The sequence below is a fragment of the Pseudarthrobacter sp. N5 genome (genome assembly GCF_050157035.1).
GTDB lineage: Bacteria > Actinomycetota > Actinomycetes > Actinomycetales > Micrococcaceae > Arthrobacter.
The window spans coordinates 1,887,190-1,910,366 of record NZ_CP189593.1; the positions used below are offsets into that span (position 1 = coordinate 1,887,190).

A 23,177-nucleotide genomic window follows, 5' to 3' on the forward strand; every position below is an offset into this window, starting at 1 on the left:
GGGTTTAGACCACCGTCAGGGTGATGACTGATCCCTCAGCTACCAGAGTATCCACAGGATCCTGATCCCGGACGGTACCGAAGAACCCACCCAGAACATTGTTGACGCGGACTTCAAAGCCGAGCTTCTCGAGCGCCTTGCGTCCTTCGCTGGCCTGTTTGCCGATGAAGCTGGGGACCTGGACCAGCTTGGGGCCCTTGGACACCGTGAGCGTCACCGACTGCCCGCGGATGAGAGCGCCTGACTGCGGACTCTGGCTGACTACCGCGCCCGTAGGTACCTTTTTGTCATTGACGGTTTCCGGAGCGATGACCGCCTTGAGGCCGGCAACTTCGATCGCCTTTACGGCGTCGCCCTGGGCCTGCCCACGGACGTCCGGTACCGGAACAGGCTGAGGTCCCTTGGACACGGTCAGGGCCACAGCCGTTCCATGCCTGGCGGGTGTCCCTTGTGCAGGTTCCTGGACGAGCACCGTGCCGGCTGCGGCGGCCTCGTCAAATTTCTCCGTGACGGAGCCCAGCGTCATTTCGGCACCGTTGAGGGCAGACTTGGCGTTGTCGAGGGATTTACCTGTCAGCTGGGGCAAAGGAAACAATTGCGGCCCCTTGGATACAAAAAGTGCCACCTGCTGGAATTTGCGGATTTCAGTTCCGGCACCCGGTTCGCAACCCACCACGAGCCCCGCCGTGACGTCGTCGTCAAAAACGTCTTTGGTGCTGGACTGGAAACCCGCGGTGCGAAGCACTTGTTGGGCCTCGGCCACCGTCTTGTTGGCGACAGGCGGAACAGTGCCGGGAGAGCCCGGACCCATACCGAAGAACCACCCGGCGCCGGTTGCCAGCAACGCGGCGATGATCAGAAGGATGACCCACAGGAGACCCCGACGGCGGGAGTTGCCTTCGCGCAGTGTCCGCACCGGGGTGGCGGCGGCCTTTGACCGGGCTTTTTCATCCTCGCGGTCCAGTTTGCGCTGTGTCCGCTTGCTCAGCGGTCCGGCCGTATCCGGGCGTGATGTTGGTCCCTGTTGCCCTGTGTAGCCTTGGCCCTGGTTGTGGTTGCGGCCAGGTTCCTGCGTGGTCGCATGCGGAATAACCGTTGTGGGGTTGCTGGTGTGGGAAATGACCTCGGTGGGCCGCTGCACAGCCGGGATCAGTTCGGTGTGTTCGTTGCGTGGCTGGTGCGGGGGCAGTACACGCGCGCGGACGGTTTCCGCAGAGGCCTGTTCGGCTGCGATTCCTTGCGGGGCGGCCAGGGCTGCGGGAGGCCGAAGATCCAGTTCCGCGTCGGTCAGATTGGTGCGGATGTGCCGTAGCTCGGTTAGCAGGGCATCGCCGTCAACGGGCCGGTTCTCGGGATCATTTGCAGTGCACCACTGGACCAGTTCGTCGAGCTCAGTGGCCAGCCCGGGCACCTCTGCGGACGGCGCGGTGACGGTGGAATTGACGTGCTGATATGCCACCTGGATGGGGACTTCGCCGTCGAACGGCTGCTTGCCGGTGATCATTTCGTAGAGCATGATGCCCGCGGAGTAGATATCGCTGCGGGCGTCAGCCTGCTTGCCCAGGACCAGTTCAGGGGAGAGATACGCCACGGTGCCGATTAAGGCGCCTGTGCTCGTGGAGGTTGTGACCGCGCGGGCGAGGCCGAAGTCGCCGATCTTGATCCGGCCGTCGTCGGCGATCAGGACGTTTTCAGGTTTGACGTCCCGGTGGATCAGCCCGGCCGTGTGGGCGGCCGCCAGTCCTTCCACCACCGGGTCGATCAGGGCGAGGGCCAGGCGGGGGGCTAATGCACCCTTGGAATTCATCACGTCGCGGAGGGTGTGGCCTTTGATATGCTCCATGACCAGATAGGCGGTTTGGCCGTCGTTTCCCTGGTCGAGTACACCCACCACATGGGGGTGGGAGAGGCGGGCCGCGGCTTTGGCCTCGCGTCCCAGCCGGTCAAGAAAGTTGCCGTCGTTGACCAAATGAGGGTGCAGGACTTTTAGGGCAACGTCCCGCTCCAGCCGGAGGTCTGTGGCGAGATACACCGTGGACATGCCGCCGCGGGCCAGCTTGGACTGAACCAGATAACGGTTGTCCACCAGCGTTCCAACTAAACTCTCCGACACGTATTCCTGCACCCTACGATACTAGTGCCGCACGGAAACGGGTCCGAATCGACATTCGACCCGGACCCGTATCGTTATTCTCGGCGGTTCAGCGTCAGCGGAAGCCGATGCCGGAAAACCCTAGCTGAAGTTCTTCTGATGCGCCTTGATGGAGGCGAGGTAGTTCTTGGTGTCGTCGTACATGCCGTACTTGCTGACGGAGTACTGGCCCTGGTAATAGCCTGCAATGGCGTTGTCCAGATTCTTGCTGGTGGCGATCAACTGCCGGATGATTGCCACGCCGGCGGTGGCGTTGTCGTAGGGATCCAGCAGGTTGAGCTTGCGGCCCACCAGATCCGACGCCCACTGGCCCGAGGATGGAATGACCTGCATGGTGCCGATCGCATTCGCAGGGGAGACCGCCCGCTGGTTAAAGCCGGACTCCTGGTAGGCGAAGGCCAGCGCCAGCGAAGGCTCAACTCCCATCCGGCGGGCAGCGTCAGAGACGATCGTCCGCATCTGCTCCCTGGAGGGAACAGGAGAAGCGTTCAGCAGCGCCTTGTTTTCATTCGCGGAACTGACGACGGCCGCAGGATACGTAAACCCGAGGAATGAGCCGGGAACCAAGGGCGAGACATTCGCTGCAGGCTCGCTGGCCGCGGGCTGCACCGACACTCCCGGGATAACCAGCTTGTTTCCGGGGTAGATGACGGTTGTTATGCTCAGCCGGTTGGCCGCGAGGATGTCGGAGAGTTTGACACTGTGCCTGGCCGCAATGGCTGAAAGTGTATCGCCGGCCTTGATGGTGTAGGAGCCGGAACTTGCCGGTGTGGCCGGTGCCGCAGGAGCTGCCGGTGCGGACGATGCGGGTGCCACGGCCGACGGAGCCGGGGCAGCAGCACCGTTGCCGATCTTGATCTTCTGGCCCGGGTAAATGATGGAAGCCATGTTCAGCCCATTCCAGCTGAACACCTCGGCAAGCCTGACGCCTTGCCTGGCAGCGATGGCACTGAGCGTGTCACCCGACTTCACGGTGTAGCTGCTGCCGCCGGAAGCGACTGCGGGGGCAGGAGCGGGAGCGGGAGCAGGAGCCGCGGGGGCAGCTGCAGAGCCCGTCAGCTTGATCTTCTGACCCGGGTAAATAATGGTGTTTGCCTTCAGGTTGTTCAGCCGGAGCACCGCATAGGTATCCAGCCCGAACTTGCCGGCCACGCCGCTGATGGTGTCGCCGCGGGTGATCGTGTATTCGTCAGGTGCCGACCGCTGGGCCGGACGGAACGCCGTCGGCAACGCAGTGGACACGGACGCGGCCGGTATGACGGCTGTCCGGGCTGCCGCGGCCTGCGCCTGCATGGCGGCTGCCAGTGTTGCCGGAATTGCCTGGGGCCGGGAGTCAGCTGCGGCAGGGTGGGCAAGGGCCAAAGACGACAGGACCACCGCGGGAAGTGCAGCAGTGGTTGCCGCAATCATTGGGAGACTCGGCCTGGAGGTCTGCTTTAGCGGTCGGGACGTCGTCATGGGAAAAATCCTCTTCTCAGCGGCGAATGCTGTCGTTCAGGCCAGTGTGACTATTGATACTAGTGTTACTGAAGTTATTGCTGTTACAAATGTGATCTATGTGAATCTCTCATGAAATTGCAATTAGCACAACAATTCTTGGACTTCGCGCAAAGGGAGTTTTCTGGAGTGTCGGCCGCAGCGCCGCTAACTGCCCGGGTGCCGACTAGGCGCTTGGGTACCTGCCGTGGCAATCTTGATTCGTGAGTAATGTAGAAAGCCTTGTTGGCGAGTGGCTGCCCTTGCCTGATGTTGCGCAGTTGTTGGACGTTTCAATTACGAAAGTCCACGGCCTGATTGATGAGCGCGCGCTTGCGGCACTGCGGGTGGGTGAACGCCGTATCAGGTCAGTGCCGGCCGCCTTTATCCACGACGGCCAGGTGGTGGACAGCCTCAAGGGAACCATTGTGGTTCTGGCCGATGCCGGATACTCCGACGAAGAACTCATCGTGTGGCTTTTTACTGCGGACGAGTCATTGCGCGGCCGCCCCGTCGACGCCCTGCGTGAAGGCCGAAAAACGGAAATCCGGCGGCGCGCCCAGTCTCTGGCCTGGTAGCCGGCCTTAGCCGTCTTAGGACGCGCGGCTGACAGTTACCTCGGCGAGCTTGCGCAGTGCTGTCTTGGGCAGCTCATCCAGCGGGAGCTCCTCCAGTGCTGCGAACGCCGCGGCCCCAAACTCCCCGATCAGGACTTCCGTGGCGTGGAGCGCTCCGCAGTCCACGATAATCCGGCGGATCTCGGTCACATCCGCGGCCTCCAGTTGCTGACTCCCCAGCTTTACATCGATGAATGCTGATTCTTCCGGCGTTGCCTGGTCCATAGCCAGGGCCACTAGCACCGTACGCTTGCCTTCGCGGAGATCATCGCCCGCGGGTTTACCGGTGGTGACAGGATCGCCGAAAACTCCCAGGACGTCGTCTCGCAGCTGGAACGCCTCACCCAACGGCAGGGCAAACGCCGAGTAGCCGCGCAGCAGTTCGTTCGGTGCTCCGGCCAGCGCGCCGCCCAGTGCAAGCGGATGTTCCGTCGAGTATTTGGCAGATTTGAACCGGATGATCGACTGGGCCCGGCTCACGGCTCCGGCACGGTCACGGACCGGCCCTGCCACTTCTTCCAGAATGTCCAGATACTGGCCGGCCATGACTTCTGCGCGCATCAGATTGAAAATTAACCGTGCGCGGCTGCCGGCAGCCGCATGTTCGCCGATCTCAGTGAAGGCCTCTTCGCTGAAGGACAGGCAGAGATCACCGGTCAGGATGGCGGCCGCGTGTCCGAACCGTTCGCCGTCCAGGGCCCAGCCCTGGCTCGTGTGCAGCTGGCTGAAGCGGCGGTGGACGCTTGGACCGCCGCGGCGGGTATCGGACCGGTCAATGATGTCGTCATGGATCAAGGCGGCTGCCTGGAACAGTTCCAAGGCGGAGCCGGCCGTCACTACATCCTGAGCCGAAGCGGAGCCGCCCGCGCCGCGCCACCCCCAGTAGCACATGAGAGCGCGAAGGCGTTTGCCACCCGTCACGAGGTTGGAGATGGACCCCATGATGGGATCGATGTCAGGTGAGATCGCGGACATTACTGATTGGCGGGCCGTCAGAAAGTCGGTGAGCTCGCCGGCCACTGCGGCGACGAACGCCGTCTGCTCCAGGCGCAGCTGCTCTGCAACTGTCACTTGGCTGACTCAGCCGCGACATTGGCGCCGAGGGTGAAGGTCGACACGCCGGAGGCTTCCACCACGGCGATGTTGACGGTCTCGTTGTCTGCGCGGAGAAAGTCCTTGGATGCCACGCTTCCCACAGTCTCGCCGGGTACTGCCTTGAAGCCTTGGGCAACAAGCTCTTTTGTGTAATACGCGACGACGTCCGCCGGCGCTGCGGTGATGCTCGCCACAAGTGCAGCGGAGGCAGGTGTGGACGTCTTATCGAAGCTGCTTGAGGTCACCGTTGCCCCGGGCATCACGGGAAGCAGTTTCTGCGGAAATCCGGACACGAGGGCTCCCACCGTTGCCGAGGTGCCCGGGGAGGCCGAAGGGCTGGGCGGTGCGGTAGTTGAAGGCTGCTCAGCCGCCGTCGTCGATGACGCTGAACCGGACGGTGCCGGGCTTTCGGGAGCCGCTGGGGAACAGGCTGCGATAGCAACCAAGGTGCCGACGGCCAGTACGGCAAGTCCTGCAGGCTTAAGATTTCCAATGACCGTCACAGGGACATTCCTCCTGGTGTAGATGCCGGATTCAGCCTCCAGTTTAGTCAGTCCCAGGGCATAGGATTGCAGGTGTGGGGCCGGACCGGAACAAAGAGCAACTCGAAGCACGTCTTCGGGACCTCCGGCGCAGCAGCATTTTGCACGTGGACATGGACGCGTTCTTCGTGTCGGTGGAGCTGCGCGGGCGTCCTGGGCTCCGCGGAAAACCCGTCATTGTCGGATACCCGGCAGACCGTTCCGTTGTACTCTCGGCGTCCTATGAGGCCAGGGCGTTCGGCATCAAATCAGCCATGCCCATGGTCATAGCGGCCCGCATGTGTCCATCAGCAGTCATCATCGAACCACGGCACAAGCTTTACTACGAAGTGTCGGCCCAGCTCATGGCTATTTTCGAATCCATCACGGACCTCGTGGAGCCGCTGAGCGTGGACGAGGCATTCCTGGACGTCAGTGGAGCCATCAGGCGGCTGGGATCACCTCGCGATATAGGAGAGCTCATCCGGAGGAGGGTTGCCAATGAACTGGGCATCACGGCCTCTGTGGGCATTTCCGCCAACAAGTTTGTGGCCAAGATCGCATCCACCCGGTGCAAGCCGGACGGATTGCTGCTGATTGAACCCGATGAGACGGTGCCCTACCTTCACAGTCTGCCGGTCAATGCCTTGTGGGGCGTAGGCGCCAAGACTGCTGAGGTCCTCGCAAGGATGGGGATCCGCACCGTTGCTGATCTTGCGGCAACCCCGGTGTCGAGCTTGAAGAAAGTACTCGGTGCCACCGGCGAACATGTTCACCGGCTCGCATGGGGGATTGACCCGCGTGAGGTGACTCCGGTCCGGCTCGAGAAGAGCATCGGAGCCGAGGAGACATTTGCGGTGGATACAGCCGATGATGTGCTCCTGCAGCGCGAACTTCTCCGCCTGTCCCACAGGACGGCTGAGCGGCTGCGCAGTTCCGGACTGGTGGCGAGGACCGTTGCACTTAAGGTGCGTTACGCAGATTTCTCCACCGTGACTCGCAGCAGGACGGTCCATACTCCGGTGGATAGCGCGCAGCTGATATTCGCCGTCGTCATTCAGCTTCTTGAGTCGTTAGGGGACCGCAGTATGACCGTCCGTCTGCTCGGAGTGCGCGCAGAACAATTGGAGGAGGCCGCGCAGACGTCCCTGCAGCTGAGTTTTGACCGCCGGGACGACAACTGGCGGGCAGCCGAGCGGGCCCTCGACCAGGTAACGGAAAAGTTTGGCACCCGGTCCGTCCTGCCGGCCGCACTGATGAATCCGGGTCCGAAACCGCGGTGACAATGAGCTATCCGGGTGCTGTGAGGAGGCAGGCATCGTGTGCGTCTTTCAGAACTGCACACAACAAACTATCCTTAGATATACATAGATTTCGAACGTCTGGATATATTCTCCCGCCGGCGTCCGTATGTTGGCTTATGGTGGTCCTCCCAATGCCGGAGGGCCGGGAACCTCTGCCGCATGCGGCTCGTTGACGGAACAGAAGCACTGGCTCCGGCCAGCCAAGTCGTTGGCCTACTTAAGGAGGTCGTGATGCCGCTCTCGGAGCACGAACAGAAGCTGCTGGAACAACTCGAAAAGCAGCTTCACGAGGACGATCCCAAGTTCGCCAATTCCATGGGCTCGGATCCCGGGCGATCCTGGTCCACACGCCACATAGTGATCGGTGTGCTGGGGACACTCGCAGGGGTCCTTCTTCTGCTGGTGGGTGTCTCCCTTCAAAACATTCTTATAGGTGTCCTTGGCTTTATCGTCATGGGTGGAGGCGTCTATTTTGCGACTATGCGGAGTTCCGGCGCAGGCCAGTCGAAATCAGCCGGCAACGGGGGCAAATCTGCACGGCCCAGGAGTTCATTCATGAGCAGCCTTGAAGAGCGTTGGGATGAAAGGCGTCGCGGGGACTCCTGAGCACCGTCGCCGTAATTCCCCACTTCCCACCACTCGGTCCGTTCCAGGACCCATCAGAAGACCCGCCACGGCGGGTTTTCTTCATTTAACCCGCGAATTCCGGCGGTTGGTGCCGCGCGGAATGGCCAGCTGGAGCCCGCGCCGGGCATATGGCGATGAAGCTGGCATGCGGCCGGCCAAGAACCCTCCACTTCGCACCACGCCCTTGTTCCCTTCTTTTGCAAGGAAACTTTTGTCCATGCGCAGGATAAATCCGTCGTGTTGCGTTGACTGTGGGGTGAAGTGGAGTAAAGTGGAGGACGTAAGAGGGTAGTGGCAGCACAGGGGACGTGCAGCTTCTGACGGCAGACAGGCGGTGGGCCAGTGTTTCTCGGAACACACTCGCCGCGTCTGGACGAAAAGGGGCGGATCATCCTCCCAGCGAAGTTCCGAGAGGAACTTGCCAGCGGACTGGTACTCACAAAGGGCCAGGAACGCTGCATCTACGTCTTCAGTGAGCAGGAATTTGCACGGGTTCACGAGCAAATGCGGGAGGCGCCCATCTCCTCCAAGCAAGCCCGTGACTACATCCGGGTTTTTCTCTCTGGAGCCTCGGACGAGGTACCTGACAAGCAGGGGCGCGTGACCATTCCACTGGCGCTCCGGGAGTATGCAGGACTCGGCAGGGAACTGGCCGTCATCGGCGCCGGAACCCGCGCGGAGATCTGGGACGCCCAGGCCTGGAACGACTACCTGGCTGAGAAGGAAACCGCCTTCTCTGAAACCGATGATGCCATTCCCGGGATTCTCTGAAAACCGGCAGGGAACCGGCTGAATGCGTTCTTGAATGAGATCTCCAGCCGCCCATCTGACAGTTTTCCTGGCTCACTTCCCCGGAGCCAGGCGGACATGAAGATAGGCGCGGATGGGGATCTGGTTCAAGAAACAAACCCCAGGCAAGCGGTTTGCTGAGCCTGGTGGAAGACGCGAGCGGAAGGACGAAGGTATGAATGACCAGGCAAAACCGACGTCCGAACGTCATGTGCCGGTCCTCAAGGACCGGTGCATCAATTTGTTGGCACCTGGTTTCGAGGCCGCACGCCTCAGGGGTGAGACCCCTGTGGCAATCGATGCCACGCTGGGCATGGGTGGTCATGCCGAAGCCATGCTTCAGCGGTACCCGGACCTCCATCTGATCGGAATCGACCGGGATGAAGAGGCGCTCGCCCTGGCCGGGGCGCGCCTCGCACCCTTTGCCTCGCGCACCGATCTGGTCCATGCCGTCTATGACGAAATTGCCGATGTCCTGGACGACCTCGGCGTTGCTGAAGTCCACGGCATCCTGATGGATCTTGGGGTCTCCTCACTTCAGCTCGACGAAAGGGAACGCGGATTCGCGTATTCCTTTGACGCTCCCTTGGACATGCGGATGGACACCAGCCGGGGCCAGACAGCCGCAGATGTGGTCAACAACTACAGCGAAGAGGACCTTGTCCGGATCATCCGCAAATGGGGTGAGGAGAAGTTCGCCGGCCGGATCGCGAACCGGATTGTGGCAGCCCGCTCGGTCAAGCCGTTCGCCACCACCGCTGAGCTGGTGGAGCAGATACGAGCAGTTGTTCCGGCGGCCGCAGCGAAGTCTGGCGGGCATCCGGCGAAGCGGACATTCCAGGCACTCCGGATCGAGGTCAACGAGGAACTCGACGTGCTGGAGCGGGCAGTTCCTGCGGCTGTCGCAGCTACGGCGCTTGGTGGACGAATTGTGGTCATGTCCTACCACTCGTTGGAAGACAAGATCGTCAAGGGTGTTTTCCAGGCCGGCTCAAAATCATCGGCGCCGCTCGGCTTCCCGGTTGAGCTGGAACAGCATAAGGCCGAACTCAAGACCTTGACCAAAGGCACCGAGGTACCAACCGCCGTCGAGATCGCAGAGAATTCGCGCGCAGCATCAGCCCGGCTGCGCGCCGTGGAACGCATAAGAGCCAGGAGGACCGCATGAGTGCCGCAGCTGTCAGGAACTTCCCCGTTATCTCCGGGAGCCATGCCTTGGCCTTGGCAGCTGCCCCCTTGCCGGTCGGGGCCCCGGGATCCGCCAGGAAAACCCGCACACCGCTCTCGTTGGTGCGTTCCGCCCCGCTCAAGCGCCGCGCCCCTTTTGTAGTTCTTTGTTTTGTACTGCTCGCAGTAGCCCTGATGACCGTGCTTGTGCTCAATATTTCCGTCTCCACTGCCCAGTACCAGCTGGTCCAGTTGAGGAGCGAACAGACCACCCTGACCAAGCAGAACCAGGACCTGACTCAGCAGGTCCAGAATTTCGAAGCTCCACAGAACCTTGCTGCCAAGGCCGCCAACCTGGGGATGGTGGCTTCCACGGTTAAGGGCCAGATCGATCTGTCCACGCTGGCTGTCAGCGGCAAAGCCACACCGGCAGTCAAGGGCGCCAGCACCGGCGCCGTCATTCCGGCACCAGCAGTAGCGGGACAGCTCAATGTGGTTCCGCCAGCAACCTCCAATGAACCGTTGGCCAGCCGCAAACCGGCCGGCGATGCCGCCAAACCGGCCCCCGCAACCGCAACCCCGGCGGCAGCACCTGCAGCGATTCCCGCGCCTGCAGCGGTTCCCGCGCCTGCCCCGGCGGCCGATCTTCATGGCGGGTCCGTTCCGGCTCCTGAGCAGAAGGCTTCGGGACAGTAACTGAGGGCATCAACAGCCAGCACGGCAAGCAGCAAGGGATGATCGTGGCGCAGAGGACAGGCATACCCGGCAACAGAAGGTCTCCAAATCACACCAAGCGCCTACGGTTGGGCCTGGGCATCATGCTGACCCTGTTGCTGGTTGTGGGTGGAAAACTTGTGCTGGTCCAGGGGCTGGACGCCGGCGGCATGGCTGAAGCCGCTTTGGACAATCGCCGTCGGGCCGTTGTCCTGCCTGCTGAGCGGGGCAGTATCATCGACGCCAATGGAACTGTCTTGGCCAACAGCGTGATCCGTTACAACATCGTGGTGGACCAGACCGTGAACACTAAAACGGGCACCTTCTACCGGCTTGAAATGGTGAAAGGCAAGGACGAACTCGTTGAGGTAAGCCGGGATCAGGGTATTTCCGAGCTGGCGTCCGTGCTGGGAATGGAGACCAAGGACGTCAGGGATGCCGTCACTGGTAACCAGCGGTACTACATCGTCGCCAAGGATCTCAAGCCTGACGTCGAAGACAGGGTGTCCAAGCTGCAGATCCCGGGAATAGTCACGGAAGGAACCAGCAAGCGCGTGTACCCCAACGGTTCGGTGGCAGGAGGAATCGTCGGTTTCCTGCAGGATGGCGTCACCGGCCTGGCAGGCCTTGAACAGACCCAGGACGAAGTCCTCAAGGGCATACCGGGAAAACGGCTCTTCGAAATCGGCGCCGACGGCCTTCGAATCCCGGTGGGCGTGGATCAGCTGACGCCTCCGGAGGACGGCAAGGACGTCAAGCTCACCATCAACTCGGACATCCAGTACTTCGCCCAGCAGGCCATTCAGAGCCAGTCGGACAAACTGAGTGCGGAGTGGGGCGTGATCATCGTCGAAGACATCAAGACGGGCAATATCATAGCCATGGCCGACACCAATGCTCCGGACCCCAACGATCCAGGCAGAGTCGCCGCCAAAGACCGTGGTGTGCGTTCAGTAACCGCGGCCTACGAGCCAGGCTCGGTGGAAAAGATGATCACGGCCTCCGCACTGATCGAAGAAGGCAAGTCCAGCCCGCTGGACACCTTCACCATTCCGCCGTCGTACACCGTGGACGGTCAGACCTTCAACGACTCCTTTACCCACGGTACCGAGCAACGGACCCTGGCCGGAATCCTCGGCTGGTCCATGAATACCGGCACCGTGATGGCGGGGCGACGGCTGAGCAAGGACCAGCGCCACGACTGGCTGCAGAAGTTCGGCATCGGCGAGGCCCCGGATATCGGGCTGCCGGCAGAAGCCTCTGGCATCCTGACACCCGTGGACCAGTGGGATGGCCGCCAGGAGTACACGGTGCTGTTCGGCCAGGGGGTTTCCCAGTCAACTCTTCAGACCGTCCGCGCGTTCCAGACAGTTGCCAATAAGGGCGTGATGCTCCAGCCTCGGCTGATCGACAGCTACATCAACCCGGGCGGCACCGGGGAAAAAGTCGAAGCCAAGCCGCCACGCCAGGTTGTCTCCGAGGGGACGGCCAAGCAGCTGCGTGACATTCTTGAAAGCGCAGTCACGGAAGGCCAGATCAAGGACGCGGCGATCGACGGCTACCGGGTGGGTGCCAAGACCGGAACGTCAGAATCTCCGTGCGACGACGGCAAATCCGGATTCTGCGGCTACACCGCCTCCATCGTCGGAATGGCGCCGATGGACGATCCGCGGTTTATTGTTGAAGTGGTCCTGCAGCGACCCAAGGGCAGCATCTACGGAATCACCCAGGGCCCTGTTTTCCGCTCGGTCATGAGCCAGGTACTGCGGACGTACAACGTCCAGCCGTCCACCGGCGAACCGGCCAGGCTGCCGCAGTACGCCAAGTAGCACGTCCACCGAACACCACCCGCACGCAGGAGCACACTCTCTGATGCAGGTCTGATCCACTAGCACCAACGGAGATCCCCTTGTCTGACAACAACGCGCCCGCAGCCACCCCCTCGGACGGGCAGAACCCGGCGGACGGCTTCCGGCCCACTACTGTTGCGGCTGTCGGGCTAGGCGACATAGGCGAGGCGCTCGGCGTCGTCGTTCCCGGCCACTCCAGCACATTAAGCGTCACCGGCATCTCCTTGAATTCCCGCACAGTCCTGGCAGGGGATCTATACGTTGCCCTCCCGGGTGCGAGCCGCCACGGCGCGGACTTCGTGCCGCAGGCAATCGCCGCGGGCGCGGTCGCCGTGGTGACCGACGACGCCGGTGCGCGGCTCCTTGCGCTGTCAACGGACATTTCCGTCCCGGTACTGATTGTCGACGCTCCGCGGGGTGTGGTGGGGCCGCTGTCCGCCCTGATTTACCGCAGCCAGCCGGCGGAAGGCGGGTCGCCTGAACTGTTCGGCGTCACCGGCACCAACGGCAAGACAACCACCACGTACTTCATCAACGCGCTGCTGCAGGCGCTGGGCAAGAAGACCGGACTGATCGGAACCATCGAGATCCTTGCGGGCGGCGTTCCGATACCCAGCCTGCTGACAACGCCTGAGTCCACTGACGTCCACGCACTTCTGGCACTCATGCGGGAACGCGGCCTGGATGCGGCCTCCATGGAGGTCTCGTCCCACGCCGTGTCCTACCATCGCGTGGATGGCGTGGTTTTTGACGTGGCAGGGTTCACTAACCTGACACAGGACCACTTGGACCTCCACGGCACCATGGACGAATATTTCCGCACCAAGGCGGAACTTTTCACCCAGGCACGGGCGCGGAAGGCGGTAGTGACCGTAGATGACGAATGGGGGCGGCGGCTGGCCGTGGGGGCCGGGATCCCGGTCACCACACTGGCAACGGCCGGAGCTGCAGCAGGTGCTCCCGCCGGTGAACCGCCAGTAGCGGCCGACTGGACGGTGGTGAACCCTGCGGTTCGCGGGCTGGGCACGGAGTTTACGCTCCGGAGCCAGGACGGGATCGAGTTGCGCGTCCACACCGGTCTTCCCGGCAGCTTTAACGTGGCCAATGCGGCTCTGGCCACCGTGATGGTCCTCAGCACCGGGGCTGATCCGGCAAGAATCCAGTCCGCATTGGATGCACATGACCCGTTCACCGTGGCCGTGCCTGGCCGCATGCAGCTGGTTTCAGAACGGCCGGCCTCCGTGGTGGACTTTGCGCACAACCCCGATGCCCTGGAACGTGCACTGGAAGCCGTCCGGTCCCCGGATCCGTCGTCAAAGGTGATCGTGGTCTTCGGTGCCACCGGACAGCGTGACCAGAGTAAACGCCCTGCGATGGGCGCGATCGCGGCGAGGCTCGCCGACGTCGTCATCGTCAGTGATGACGATCCCCATGACGAGGACGCGGCGGCCATCCGCGCTGATGTCCTCGCCGGCGCCTGGGCAGCCAAGGAAGCCGGCCAGCTGGACTGCCTCATCCTGGAGATCTTCCCGCGCGATGCAGCCATCCGGGAGGCCGTTGAGCTCGCAGCCGGGGAAGACACCATTCTCGTGGCCGGACGCGGCCACGAGGTGTGGCAGGAGATCAAAGGGATCAACGTTGCACTGGACGACCGGGAGGAGCTCCGGGCTGCCTTGACAGCCCGGGGATTCACCGCTCTCGGCGACGACCGGATAGAGTCCTAAACCGAGATGATTGCACTTACTGCGGCGGAAATCGCCGAAATCACGAACGGCCGTCTTGTCGCTGAACCCGGGATCATACCGGGCTCAGTGGTGACGGACTCACGCGAAGCCATACCCGGTTCGCTTTACGTGGCCAAGCCCGGGGAGCACACGGACGGCCATAACTTCATCAGTGCGGCCGTTGACCGCGGCGCCGTCCTGGCGCTCGTTGAACACCTTACTGACGATGACGCCGGAAGGAACTTTCCCGTCGTCGTCGTCAAGGACGCGGTGTTGGCCATGGGTGCGCTGGCAGCGGAAACCATCCGCCGTATCCGCGCCCGGCGCGCAGCGTCCGGAGAGGCCTTCACCGTGATTGGCATCACCGGTTCGGCGGGCAAGACCACCACGAAGGACCTGCTGGCAGGCATCCTTTCCGCCGAAGGCCCAACCGTGGCGCCGCTTGGGTCCTACAACGGCGAGGTGGGAGTGCCGCTGACAGTATTCCGGGCCGGCTTCGGGACACGCTTCCTGGTGATCGAGATGGGCGCCACGGGAATCGGACACATCCGCTACCTGGCTGAGATGGTGCAGCCAGACATCGGTGTTGTGCTCGGAATCGGCACAGCACATTCCGGTGAGTTCGGCGGTGTGGACAATATTGTCTTGGCCAAGGGGGAGCTTCTCGAGGCGCTTCCCGCCAGCGGCACCGCCGTCATTAACCTGGACGACCCCCGCGTGGCTCCCATGCATAAGCGCACACAGGCAACTGTGCTTGGCTTCTCGGCGCACAACGCCGTTGCCGAAGCCCCTGCGGTGCGGGCCACGGAGCTGGATACCAACGCCGGCGGCAACCCCGAGTTTGACCTGGTCCTGCCCGCCGGAAGCGGGGGCCTGCACATCAGCAGCCGGCTGATCGGAGCACACCATGTGGCCAATCTGCTTGCCGCAGCAGCTGCTGCGCATGCCGCCGGGATCCCGGGCCGCACCATTGCCTCCTCGCTCAACACCCAGTCGGCGGCCAGCCGCTGGAGGATGGAGCGGACCGAACGTGCCGACGGCGTCACCGTCATCAATGACGCCTACAACGCCAACCCCGAATCCATGCGGGCCGCACTGCGGACCCTGGCGGATCTGGGGCGGGGCCGCAGGACCTGGGCGGTGCTCGGCGCCATGCTGGAGCTTGGCCCGGATTCCATCCGCGAACACACAGCCGTTGGCACCCAAGTGGTCCGGCTGAACATTTCCCGGCTGGTAGTGGTTGGCCGGGAAGCCCGTTCGCTCTACGTTTCCGCCATCCAGGAGGGTTCCTGGGGCGAAGAATGCAGTTTCACCGAAACGGTTGATGAGGCCTACGAACTGCTTCAGGCAGAACTCAGGCCCGGTGATCTGGTGCTTTTCAAATCGTCCAACAGCATCGGGCTGCGGCATCTGGGGGATCGGATAGCATTACCCCCACAAGCCCGAGCAACTGCCAATGAAGGGAGCGAGTTGCTGTGATTGCACTTCTGATCGGCGCTGGCCTGGCCCTGCTGTTTGCATTGGTGGGGACGCCGCTTTTTATCCGCTTCCTGGTCCACCGGAGCTACGGCCAGTTCATCAGGGACGACGGACCTACTTCACACCACACCAAGCGCGGGACGCCCACTATGGGCGGCACCGTGGTGGTGGGCGCAGTGCTGCTGAGTTACGGGCTGACCCATCTGATCATGTGGATGATGAATCCCCGCTCTGCCGGCCCTTCAGTCTCCGCCCTGATCCTGCTGTTCCTGATGGTGGGGATGGGCCTGGTGGGATTCCTGGACGACTTCATCAAGATTTCGAGGCAACGAAGTCTTGGCCTGGATGCCAAGGCCAAACTAATCCTCCAGGCTGCCGTGGGTATCATCTTTGCCGTGCTTGCACTGAGCTTTCCCAATGCTGACGGAGTGACACCGGCTTCCACCAAGATTTCTCTGGTCCGCGATGTTCCCTGGCTCGACCTCGCGTTCGGCGGCACGGTCCTGGGAGCTGTTCTCTTTGTCCTCTGGTCCAACCTGATTGTCACGGCAGCTACCAACGGCGTGAACCTCACCGACGGACTCGACGGGCTGGCCGCAGGGGCATCCGTGATGGTGTTCGGTGCGTACACACTCATGGGCATCTGGCAGAGCAACCAGGCCTGCGGTTCGCCACGTGAAGCCGGAAGCGGCTGTTACTCCGTCAGGGACCCACTGGACCTTGCGCTATTGGCGGCCATTATGAGCGCGGCGCTGGTGGGGTTCCTCTGGTGGAACACTTCGCCGGCCAAAATCTTCATGGGCGACACCGGTTCCTTGGCGATCGGCGGCGCGATCGCCGGTTTCGCCATCCTTTCCAGGACAGAATTGCTGCTGGGCGTGATCGGCGGACTGTTCGTCCTGATCACACTCTCCGTCATCATCCAGGTGGGCTATTTCAAGGCCACCAAGGGCAAGCGTTTCTTCAAAATGGCGCCTTTGCAGCACCACTTCGAACTCAAGGGCTGGGCAGAAGTCACAGTGGTCGTCCGCTTCTGGATCCTTTGCGGGTTGTTTGTCGCATTCGGCCTGGGTATTTTCTACGCCGAATGGGTGGTCCTGCTTTGAGCAACCCTGCGCGTTTGGACGGACTTATCAGCTGGGAATCGGACTGGTCCGGACTGCGCGTGGTGGTCACGGGCATCGGCGTTTCCGGATTCGCCGCCGCAGACACCCTGATCGAACTCGGCGCACGGGTGGTTGTGGTGGATGCGGCTACGAGCACCACCGCACTTGCCCAGGCCGACACGCTCCGGATCGTCGGAGCAGTTGACGTACTGCTTGGCGAGGACGCTGTTACGTCCGTGCCAAAGATCGACGGCGCCAAACCGGACCTCATCGTGACCTCACCGGGCTGGCGCCCGGACCAGGCACTCCTCGCCGCAGCGAAGAGGGCCCACATTCCGGTGTGGGGCGATGTCGAACTGGCCTGGCGGTTGCGGAAGCGAGAGGGCCGCAAGACGGCCGACTGGCTCACCATCACCGGTACGAACGGAAAAACCACCACCGTATGCCTCGCTGAATCGATGCTGCAGGCCGCAGGCCTGAAGGCGATCGCGGTTGGAAACGTGGGCACCCCCATCCTGGATGCCCTTCGTGATCCTGTGGACTACGATGTCTTCGCCGTTGAACTGTCCAGCTTCCAACTGCACTGGTGCGAATCCGTCTCCCCGGTGGCGAGCGTCTGCCTCAACGTAGCCGAAGACCACGTGGACTGGCATGGTTCCTATGCTTCGTATCTGGCGGACAAGGCCAAGGTCTACGAACGCACGCAAAAGGCCTGTATCTTCAATGCGGAACAGATTGAAACCGAACGCATGGTGGAAAACGCCGACGTCATTGAAGGCTGCCGGGCCGTGGGGTTCACCACAGTAACCCCAGCCGTCAGCATGCTGGGTGTGGTTGAAGGGCTGCTGGTGGACCGTGCCTTTATCGAGGAGCGCAAGGACAGTGCCGTGGAACTTGCATCGATGGCCGACCTCGGCCCCGTGGCACCGCGGCACATGATGGCCAACGCGCTGGCCGCAGCTGCGCTGGTCCGGGCCTACGGGGTGGGTCCATCGGCCGTGCGACAGGGCTTGCTGGACTACATCCCGGGAAACCACCGGATCCAGCTCGTTTCGCAGCAGGACGGCATCCTCTGGATCAACGATTCCAAGGCCACCAATCCGCACGCTGCCGGTGCCTCGCTGGCGTCGTTTGACAGCGTCATCTGGATCGCCGGCGGACTATCCAAGGGCGTCAGTTATGACGAACTGGTCCGGGATCATGCACACAGGCTCAAGGCCGTGGTGCTGATCGGCACGGACACAACGTCGCTGGCCGACTCCCTGCAGCGACACGCACCGGATGTACCCGTTATCCCACAGCCCGCGGGTGACACTGAAAACATGCAGACTGCCGGAACCGGCGGAGCCACCGCATCCCCTTCACCGGTTTCCGGCGGGACCGTGATGGCCCAGGCCGTTGCGTCGGCCGCACGGTTAGCCTCCTCCGGCGACACTGTGCTGATGGCCCCGGCGGCTGCTTCGATGGACCAGTTCTCTTCCTACGCCCATCGCGGCAACGCCTTCATTGAAGCGGTCCGCGGGCTCCAGGAAGGGCAGGCACGGACGGGCGAGGAGTAACAATGGTCAGCACGCCCACACACCGGACGGCGAGCAGGCCCGGTGGCGCGAAATCGGGCTCCGGACCTTCGGCCGCGTCCCGTGAAGCCGTCCGGCCCGGAGCCACGGCCAAAATCCCGGCAAGCGGCCCGGTGAGGCTCTCTGCGCCTGCCCGTGTTCGTGGCTGGTACCGGGGATTCTGGTCAGCGCTAGAAGGCACCGGAAAATCAAAGAACGGTTCCACCTACTACCTGATCCTCGGTTCCACCCTGGCTCTGACCGCGATCGGCATCATGATGGTGCTCTCGGCATCGAGCGTGGAAGCGATCGCGGCGGGGGAGTCACCCTACACGGCCGCCCTGAAACAGGGCCTGTTCGCCGCCATCGGCGTCTTTATGATGTTTGTGTTGTCCCGGATCAACGTGGTGTGGCTCAAACGCCTGGCGTGGCTGGGAATAGGAATTGCCTTTGTACTCCTGATCCTGGTGCAGCTGATCGGCACGAGTGTGAACGGCAACAAAAACTGGATCGAAATCGGCTCGTTCTTCACCCTCCAGCCGTCTGAAGCGGCAAAGTTGGCCTTGGCATTGTGGATGGCAACGGTGCTTGCACGGAAGGCAAAACTGCTTCACATGCTCCGGCATTCGCTCATTCCGGTTTTGCCCGTGGCTGCAGCCATCATTGCCCTGGTGCTTGCTGGCAACGACCTCGGCACTGGCATGATCATCATGCTGATCGTTGTCGCGGCCCTGTTTTTTGCCGGTATTCCCCTGTACCTTTTTGGCTTCGCGGCCCTGGTTGCAGCGGCCGGCACTGCCGTTATGGCGATCGCCAGCCCCAACCGCATGTGCCGGATCACGTCATGGTGGACCGGTGGTGCCTGCGGTGACGGAACTGACGTCAACTACCAGGCCACCAATGGACTCTACGGGCTTGCGTCGGGCGGATGGTTCGGTGTCGGCCTGGGCCAGAGCCGGCAGAAGTACAGCTGGATACCGGAAGCCCACAACGACTTCATCTTTGCGATCATCGGTGAGGAACTGGGACTGGCGGGGACCGTCGTCGTCCTTGTCCTTTTTGCCATTCTGGGTGCCGCGATTTACCGCGTCGTGGTGGCACAGCAGGATTTGTTCCACCGTGTCCTTGCCGGCACCATCATGGTCTGGCTCCTTGGCCAGGCAACCGTCAACATGTCCGTGGTCACGGGACTGATGCCGGTGATTGGTGTGCCGCTGCCATTCATTTCCTATGGCGGCTCAGCGTTGCTTATGTCACTGTGCGCCATCGGCGTAGTGTTGTCGCTGGCGCGGGCGCAGATGGCCCCGGCGATCCAGCCCCAACGAATCCTGAAGTTCGGCGCCACCTCTCCAGCCGGCAAAACCGGACGCAAAAACCCCGCACGAAAGCGTAACTAGCACTTGACGAATTCCGAGACCTTGTCCGTTGTCCTGGCCGGCGGCGGAACTGCCGGCCATATCAGCCCGCTCCTGGCCATCGCCGGGGCAGTCCGGGACTCACGTCCTGATGCGAGGCTCCTGGCGGTAGGCACCCCGGCCGGGATGGAGACGCGGCTGGTGCCGGCAGCGGGACTGGAACTGGCGACGATCGACCGCGTCCCGTTTCCGCGGAAACCGTCCATGGACCTGCTTCGGCTGCCGGGACGCCTTGCCGGCGCTGTCAGGCAGGCGGGCCGCATTCTGGACGATGCCAAGGCTGATGTTGTTGTGGGCGTCGGCGGGTATGTCTGCACGCCCATGTACCTGGCCGCCTGGCGAAGAAAGATTCCCATCGTGATTCACGAGGCCAATGCCCGGCCGGGATTGGCTAACAGGGTGGGCGCACTGCTCACCAGAAACGTGGCTGTGGCGTTCGCTGGAACGCGGCTGCCCAATGCGCAGCACATCGGGATGCCCATGCGGACGGAAATCTCCGGGCTGGACCGCTCCTCGGCCCGCGATGCCGCCCGCACCTCCCTGGGGCTCGATCCGCACCAGCCGACTCTGATCGTAACCGGAGGATCATCGGGGGCACAGAGCATTAACCGGACCGTGGAAGCCTCATTGGAAGCGCTGGCGCAGGCCGGGATCCAGACCCTGCACATCACCGGCCGCGGGAAAAAAGTCCTATCGCCGGGCGGTGGACCGCTGAGGGCTGACGGGTACCGGCAGCTCGAGTACGTTGACGGCATGGAGGTGGTCTATGCAGCCGCTGACCTCCTGCTGGCACGCAGCGGGGCCGCCACCGTCTGCGAGGTGGCTGCCGTGGGGTTGCCTGCCGTCTTCGTTCCGCTGCCCATCGGCAATGGCGAGCAGGCCCTCAATGCCGCGGCTCTGGTGGACGCCGGGGGCGCATTGCTTGTTCCCGATCAGGACTTCACACCGGACTGGGTCCGCAATGAGCTCATACCCCTTCTGACGGACAGCATACGGCTGTCTGTTATGGCAGGCCACGCCGAAAACCTCGGCATCAGAAATGCTGATCGGCGCATGGCCGATCTTGTCCTGAAAGCGGTGTCCCCATGACCACACCCGGCATCCCCGGCCAGGAGTCCCTGGGCCGTGTCCATTTCATCGGAATCGGGGGAGTGGGGATGTCTGCCGTGGCGAGGATCATGGTGGCCCGAGGCGTTGCCGTGAGCGGTTCTGATGCCAAGGACCTGCCCGTCATGGCTGATCTGGAAGCCGCCGGGGCGAAAATTTCCGTGGGTTACGCGGCCGGCAACCTGGGCAACGCACAGACTGTAGTGGCGGGTTCGGCAATCCGGGCGGACAACCCGGAACTGGCAGCTGCCCGGGCCGCCGGGCTGCCGGTGCTGCACCGCTCCCAGGCACTCGCGGCCATTATGGCGGAAGACCTCGCGGTGACGGTCGCCGGGACCCACGGGAAATCCACCACCACTTCCATGATCACGGTGCTGCTCCAAGAGGCCGGCCTTGATCCATCCTTCGCGATAGGTGCCAACGTTCCGGCCCTAGGCGTGAATGCAGCCCATGGCACCTCAAAAGTGTTTGTTGCCGAGGCGGACGAATCCGATGGCTCCTTCCTGAACTACCGCCCGCAGATCGCCGTGGTTACCAACGTCGAGCCGGACCACCTTGACTACTACGGCACGGAAGAGGCGGTATACGAATCCTTCGACAGCTTTGCTGCCCTGCTTCCCTCCGATGGCCTGCTGATCGCGTGCGCGGACGATCCCGGTGCGCTGGCGCTGGCACGCCGCACCCTGGAGCGGGGCAACACACGGGTGGTTCTTTACGGCACCTCGGATTACGCGGACCTGAAATTGCACGACGGCGGTCCCGGCGACGTCTCACTGTCGACGCCGGAAGGTCAGTTCGCGCTCACGCTTCAGGTACCGGGCCGGCACAATGCCCTGAACGCGGCGGCCGCATTTGCGGTTGCCCTCGAGCTTGGCGTTGCGCCGGAGACGGCAGCTGGCGCATTAGCGCACTTTGCGGGCGCCTCCCGGCGTTTCGAGTTCAAAGGTGAGGGGAAGGGGATACGCGTCTACGACGACTACGCCCACCATCCCACCGAGGTCCGTGCCGCGTTGGCTGCGGCCCGGTCTGTTGCGGGTAGCCACAGGGTCCACGTCCTCTTCCAACCGCACCTTTTTTCGAGGACCCGCGAGTTTGCACAGGAATTCGCGGAAGCGCTCAACACCGCTGACACCGCCTTGGTGCTGGATATCTATCCGGCACGGGAGGACCCCGTCCCTGGTGTCACCAGCCAGCTGATTGCCGAGCACCTGGGCCCGGGCGGGCGTCTCACCGAAGCAGGCTCACCCGCCGTCGCCGCCCTCGTGGCGGTTGCAGGCGCAGGCGACATTATTCTGACCGCCGGAGCCGGCGATGTGACGTCCTATGGCCCGCAGATCGTGGCGGCGCTGGGTGGCTAGCACGCGCAAACCCACCTACAAATCCCGGGGCCGGCTCGCCGATCGGGACCAGGCTGCCAGCCGGGACCAGACCGCCAGTCAGGACTTGCCCGGAAGCGGGAAGCAAGCGGCCAGTCAGACAGCGACCCGCCGGCGGAGTCAGGGACAGGACACGATCTCGGCGTCCAAAAGCGCCGGGTATGCCGCGGACGGGCGGCCCGCCGGCCCCGTCGCCGGTATTTCGTCCAACAACGTGCTCTCCTTCCCTGAGCCCAAGGGCAGGCGGCTCAAGCGGAACATTCTCATTGCTGCCTGCGTTGTGACCGCGGTTGTTGCAGGGCTGCTGGCCGCCGCTGTGTACTCTCCGGTACTGGCACTCCGGACAGTCACAGTGACCGGGACGAAACTGTTGAGCGCAGAGCAGATCCAAACCGCCCTGGAGCCGCTTCGGGGCAAGCCCCTGCCGCAGGTCAGTGATGAAGACGTCAGCCGGTTGCTGGAGCCACTTGTCCAGATAAAGTCGGTCACTACGCAGTCGCGCCCGCCCAGTGCCCTGGTGGTGCAGGTCCAGGAACGGGTGCCCGTTGCCTTGGTGAAGCAAGGTGAACAGTACCTGCTGGTTGATGTGGACGGGGTGCAGCTTGGAACAACGGCGGATCCGGCATCGGTGTCCCTGCCGCTGATTGACGGCGGCGCCGGTGCCATAGGCAAGGGACTGTTCCAGGCAACCGCGGCCGTACTTGGCGCGCTTCCGGCCGAGGTGCTGGCAAAGCTGTCAAATGCGTCCGCGCAATCCGTGGACGCCGTGGAACTCAAGCTGGTTGACGGCCAGATCATTGTCTGGGGCAACTCGGGGGAGAGGGAACTGAAATCCAAAGTCCTGACGGCTCTCCTGAAGGTGCCGGCAGATGCCAGGAATCCGGTCCGCGTCTATGATGTCAGCGTTCCGCGGCATCCCGTGACGCGCTGAATCGGCCCGATTTCACGGGTATTCCCACGACACGCGGCGCCGGTTATTGAATGTCGGGACCATAGGAAATACCGTCACAGACATGAGTTACTTGACATAACTATAACCTTCAACTCGAAGGTTAAGGTTAAAAGCTTCAGACTCGACTCCAGCAGTTTTCGCAATAGGACA

General features: G+C 62.7%; 19 protein-coding genes. 15 read left to right on the top strand and 4 right to left on the bottom strand.

Annotation, left to right across the window (positions count from 1 at the left end):
• Positions 1 to 4: 4 nt before the first annotated feature.
• Complete coding sequence (gene pknB, locus ACQCST_RS09140) at positions 5 to 2,041, bottom strand: Stk1 family PASTA domain-containing Ser/Thr kinase (RefSeq protein WP_426999130.1); 2,037 nt, start codon at positions 2,039 to 2,041, stop codon at positions 5 to 7.
• A 192-nt stretch (positions 2,042 to 2,233) separates the two neighbouring features.
• Positions 2,234 to 3,610: a LysM peptidoglycan-binding domain-containing protein gene (locus tag ACQCST_RS09145; RefSeq protein ID WP_426998941.1), complete on the bottom strand. Its 1,377-nt coding sequence runs from the start codon at positions 3,608 to 3,610 to the stop codon at positions 2,234 to 2,236.
• A 242-nt stretch (positions 3,611 to 3,852) separates the two neighbouring features.
• Here ACQCST_RS09145 and ACQCST_RS09150 point away from each other — a divergent pair, with 242 nt between their 5' ends.
• Complete coding sequence (locus tag ACQCST_RS09150) at positions 3,853 to 4,206, top strand: Rv2175c family DNA-binding protein (RefSeq protein ID WP_426998942.1); 354 nt, start codon at positions 3,853 to 3,855, stop codon at positions 4,204 to 4,206.
• A gap of 15 nt (positions 4,207 to 4,221) precedes the next feature.
• Here the strand turns inward: ACQCST_RS09150 and ACQCST_RS09155 are convergent, their stop codons facing one another.
• Together ACQCST_RS09155 and ACQCST_RS09160 are read right to left on the bottom strand one after the other, a co-directional pair.
• On the bottom strand, positions 4,222 to 5,316 hold the full coding sequence (locus tag ACQCST_RS09155) for a polyprenyl synthetase family protein (RefSeq protein WP_426998943.1): 1,095 nt from the start codon (positions 5,314 to 5,316) through the stop codon (positions 4,222 to 4,224).
• Positions 5,313 to 5,843 (bottom strand): hypothetical protein, encoded by a 531-nt coding sequence (locus ACQCST_RS09160; RefSeq protein WP_426998944.1) that lies wholly within the window; start codon positions 5,841 to 5,843, stop codon positions 5,313 to 5,315. The genes ACQCST_RS09155 and ACQCST_RS09160 overlap by 4 nt, the downstream gene beginning before the upstream one ends.
• 74 nt (positions 5,844 to 5,917) lie before the next feature.
• Between ACQCST_RS09160 and dinB the strand changes: the two genes are divergently transcribed.
• From dinB to ACQCST_RS09230, 14 genes are all read left to right on the top strand, one after another.
• Entirely contained in the window at positions 5,918 to 7,144 is a 1,227-nt protein-coding gene (gene dinB, locus ACQCST_RS09165) for a DNA polymerase IV (RefSeq protein WP_426998945.1), read from the top strand.
• A gap of 252 nt (positions 7,145 to 7,396) precedes the next feature.
• A complete protein-coding gene (locus tag ACQCST_RS09170; RefSeq protein WP_426998946.1) occupies positions 7,397 to 7,771 on the top strand; it encodes a DUF3040 domain-containing protein in 375 nt (124 codons plus the stop codon).
• Positions 7,772 to 8,134: 363 nt separating this feature from the next.
• Positions 8,135 to 8,563: a division/cell wall cluster transcriptional repressor MraZ gene (mraZ, locus tag ACQCST_RS09175; RefSeq protein WP_426998947.1), complete on the top strand. Its 429-nt coding sequence runs from the start codon at positions 8,135 to 8,137 to the stop codon at positions 8,561 to 8,563.
• Positions 8,564 to 8,756: 193 nt separating this feature from the next.
• A complete protein-coding gene (gene rsmH, locus ACQCST_RS09180; protein ID WP_426998948.1) occupies positions 8,757 to 9,749 on the top strand; it encodes a 16S rRNA (cytosine(1402)-N(4))-methyltransferase RsmH in 993 nt (330 codons plus the stop codon).
• Positions 9,746 to 10,444, top strand: coding sequence for a hypothetical protein (locus tag ACQCST_RS09185; RefSeq protein ID WP_426998949.1), 699 nt, complete (start codon positions 9,746 to 9,748; stop codon positions 10,442 to 10,444). The genes rsmH and ACQCST_RS09185 overlap by 4 nt, the downstream gene beginning before the upstream one ends.
• Positions 10,445 to 10,482: 38 nt before the next feature.
• Positions 10,483 to 12,291 carry a peptidoglycan D,D-transpeptidase FtsI family protein gene (locus tag ACQCST_RS09190; protein WP_426998950.1) on the top strand — a complete coding sequence of 603 codons (1,809 nt, stop codon included), beginning with the start codon at positions 10,483 to 10,485 and terminating at the stop codon, positions 12,289 to 12,291.
• Positions 12,292 to 12,371: 80 nt separating this feature from the next.
• Positions 12,372 to 14,036 (top strand): UDP-N-acetylmuramoyl-L-alanyl-D-glutamate--2,6-diaminopimelate ligase, encoded by a 1,665-nt coding sequence (locus tag ACQCST_RS09195; RefSeq protein ID WP_426998951.1) that lies wholly within the window; start codon positions 12,372 to 12,374, stop codon positions 14,034 to 14,036.
• A gap of 6 nt (positions 14,037 to 14,042) precedes the next feature.
• Positions 14,043 to 15,515 (top strand): UDP-N-acetylmuramoyl-tripeptide--D-alanyl-D-alanine ligase, encoded by a 1,473-nt coding sequence (locus ACQCST_RS09200; RefSeq protein WP_426998952.1) that lies wholly within the window; start codon positions 14,043 to 14,045, stop codon positions 15,513 to 15,515.
• Entirely contained in the window at positions 15,512 to 16,621 is a 1,110-nt protein-coding gene (gene mraY, locus ACQCST_RS09205) for a phospho-N-acetylmuramoyl-pentapeptide-transferase (protein ID WP_426998953.1), read from the top strand. Before ACQCST_RS09200 ends, mraY begins: the two co-directional genes overlap by 4 nt.
• The gene (gene murD / locus ACQCST_RS09210) at positions 16,603 to 18,180 is read left to right on the top strand and encodes a UDP-N-acetylmuramoyl-L-alanine--D-glutamate ligase (protein WP_426998954.1); all 1,578 of its coding nucleotides are present in this window, start codon (positions 16,603 to 16,605) and stop codon (positions 18,178 to 18,180) included. The genes mraY and murD overlap by 19 nt, the downstream gene beginning before the upstream one ends.
• 2 nt (positions 18,181 to 18,182) lie before the next feature.
• Entirely contained in the window at positions 18,183 to 19,574 is a 1,392-nt protein-coding gene (gene ftsW, locus ACQCST_RS09215; protein WP_426998955.1) for a putative lipid II flippase FtsW, read from the top strand.
• A 3-nt stretch (positions 19,575 to 19,577) separates the two neighbouring features.
• The gene (gene murG, locus ACQCST_RS09220) at positions 19,578 to 20,681 is read left to right on the top strand and encodes an undecaprenyldiphospho-muramoylpentapeptide beta-N-acetylglucosaminyltransferase (RefSeq protein ID WP_426998956.1); all 1,104 of its coding nucleotides are present in this window, start codon (positions 19,578 to 19,580) and stop codon (positions 20,679 to 20,681) included.
• Positions 20,678 to 22,057: a UDP-N-acetylmuramate--L-alanine ligase gene (gene murC / locus ACQCST_RS09225; RefSeq protein ID WP_426998957.1), complete on the top strand. Its 1,380-nt coding sequence runs from the start codon at positions 20,678 to 20,680 to the stop codon at positions 22,055 to 22,057. The genes murG and murC overlap by 4 nt, the downstream gene beginning before the upstream one ends.
• Positions 22,050 to 23,006 carry a cell division protein FtsQ/DivIB gene (locus tag ACQCST_RS09230; protein ID WP_426998958.1) on the top strand — a complete coding sequence of 319 codons (957 nt, stop codon included), beginning with the start codon at positions 22,050 to 22,052 and terminating at the stop codon, positions 23,004 to 23,006. The genes murC and ACQCST_RS09230 overlap by 8 nt, the downstream gene beginning before the upstream one ends.
• Positions 23,007 to 23,177: the final 171 nt, after the last annotated feature.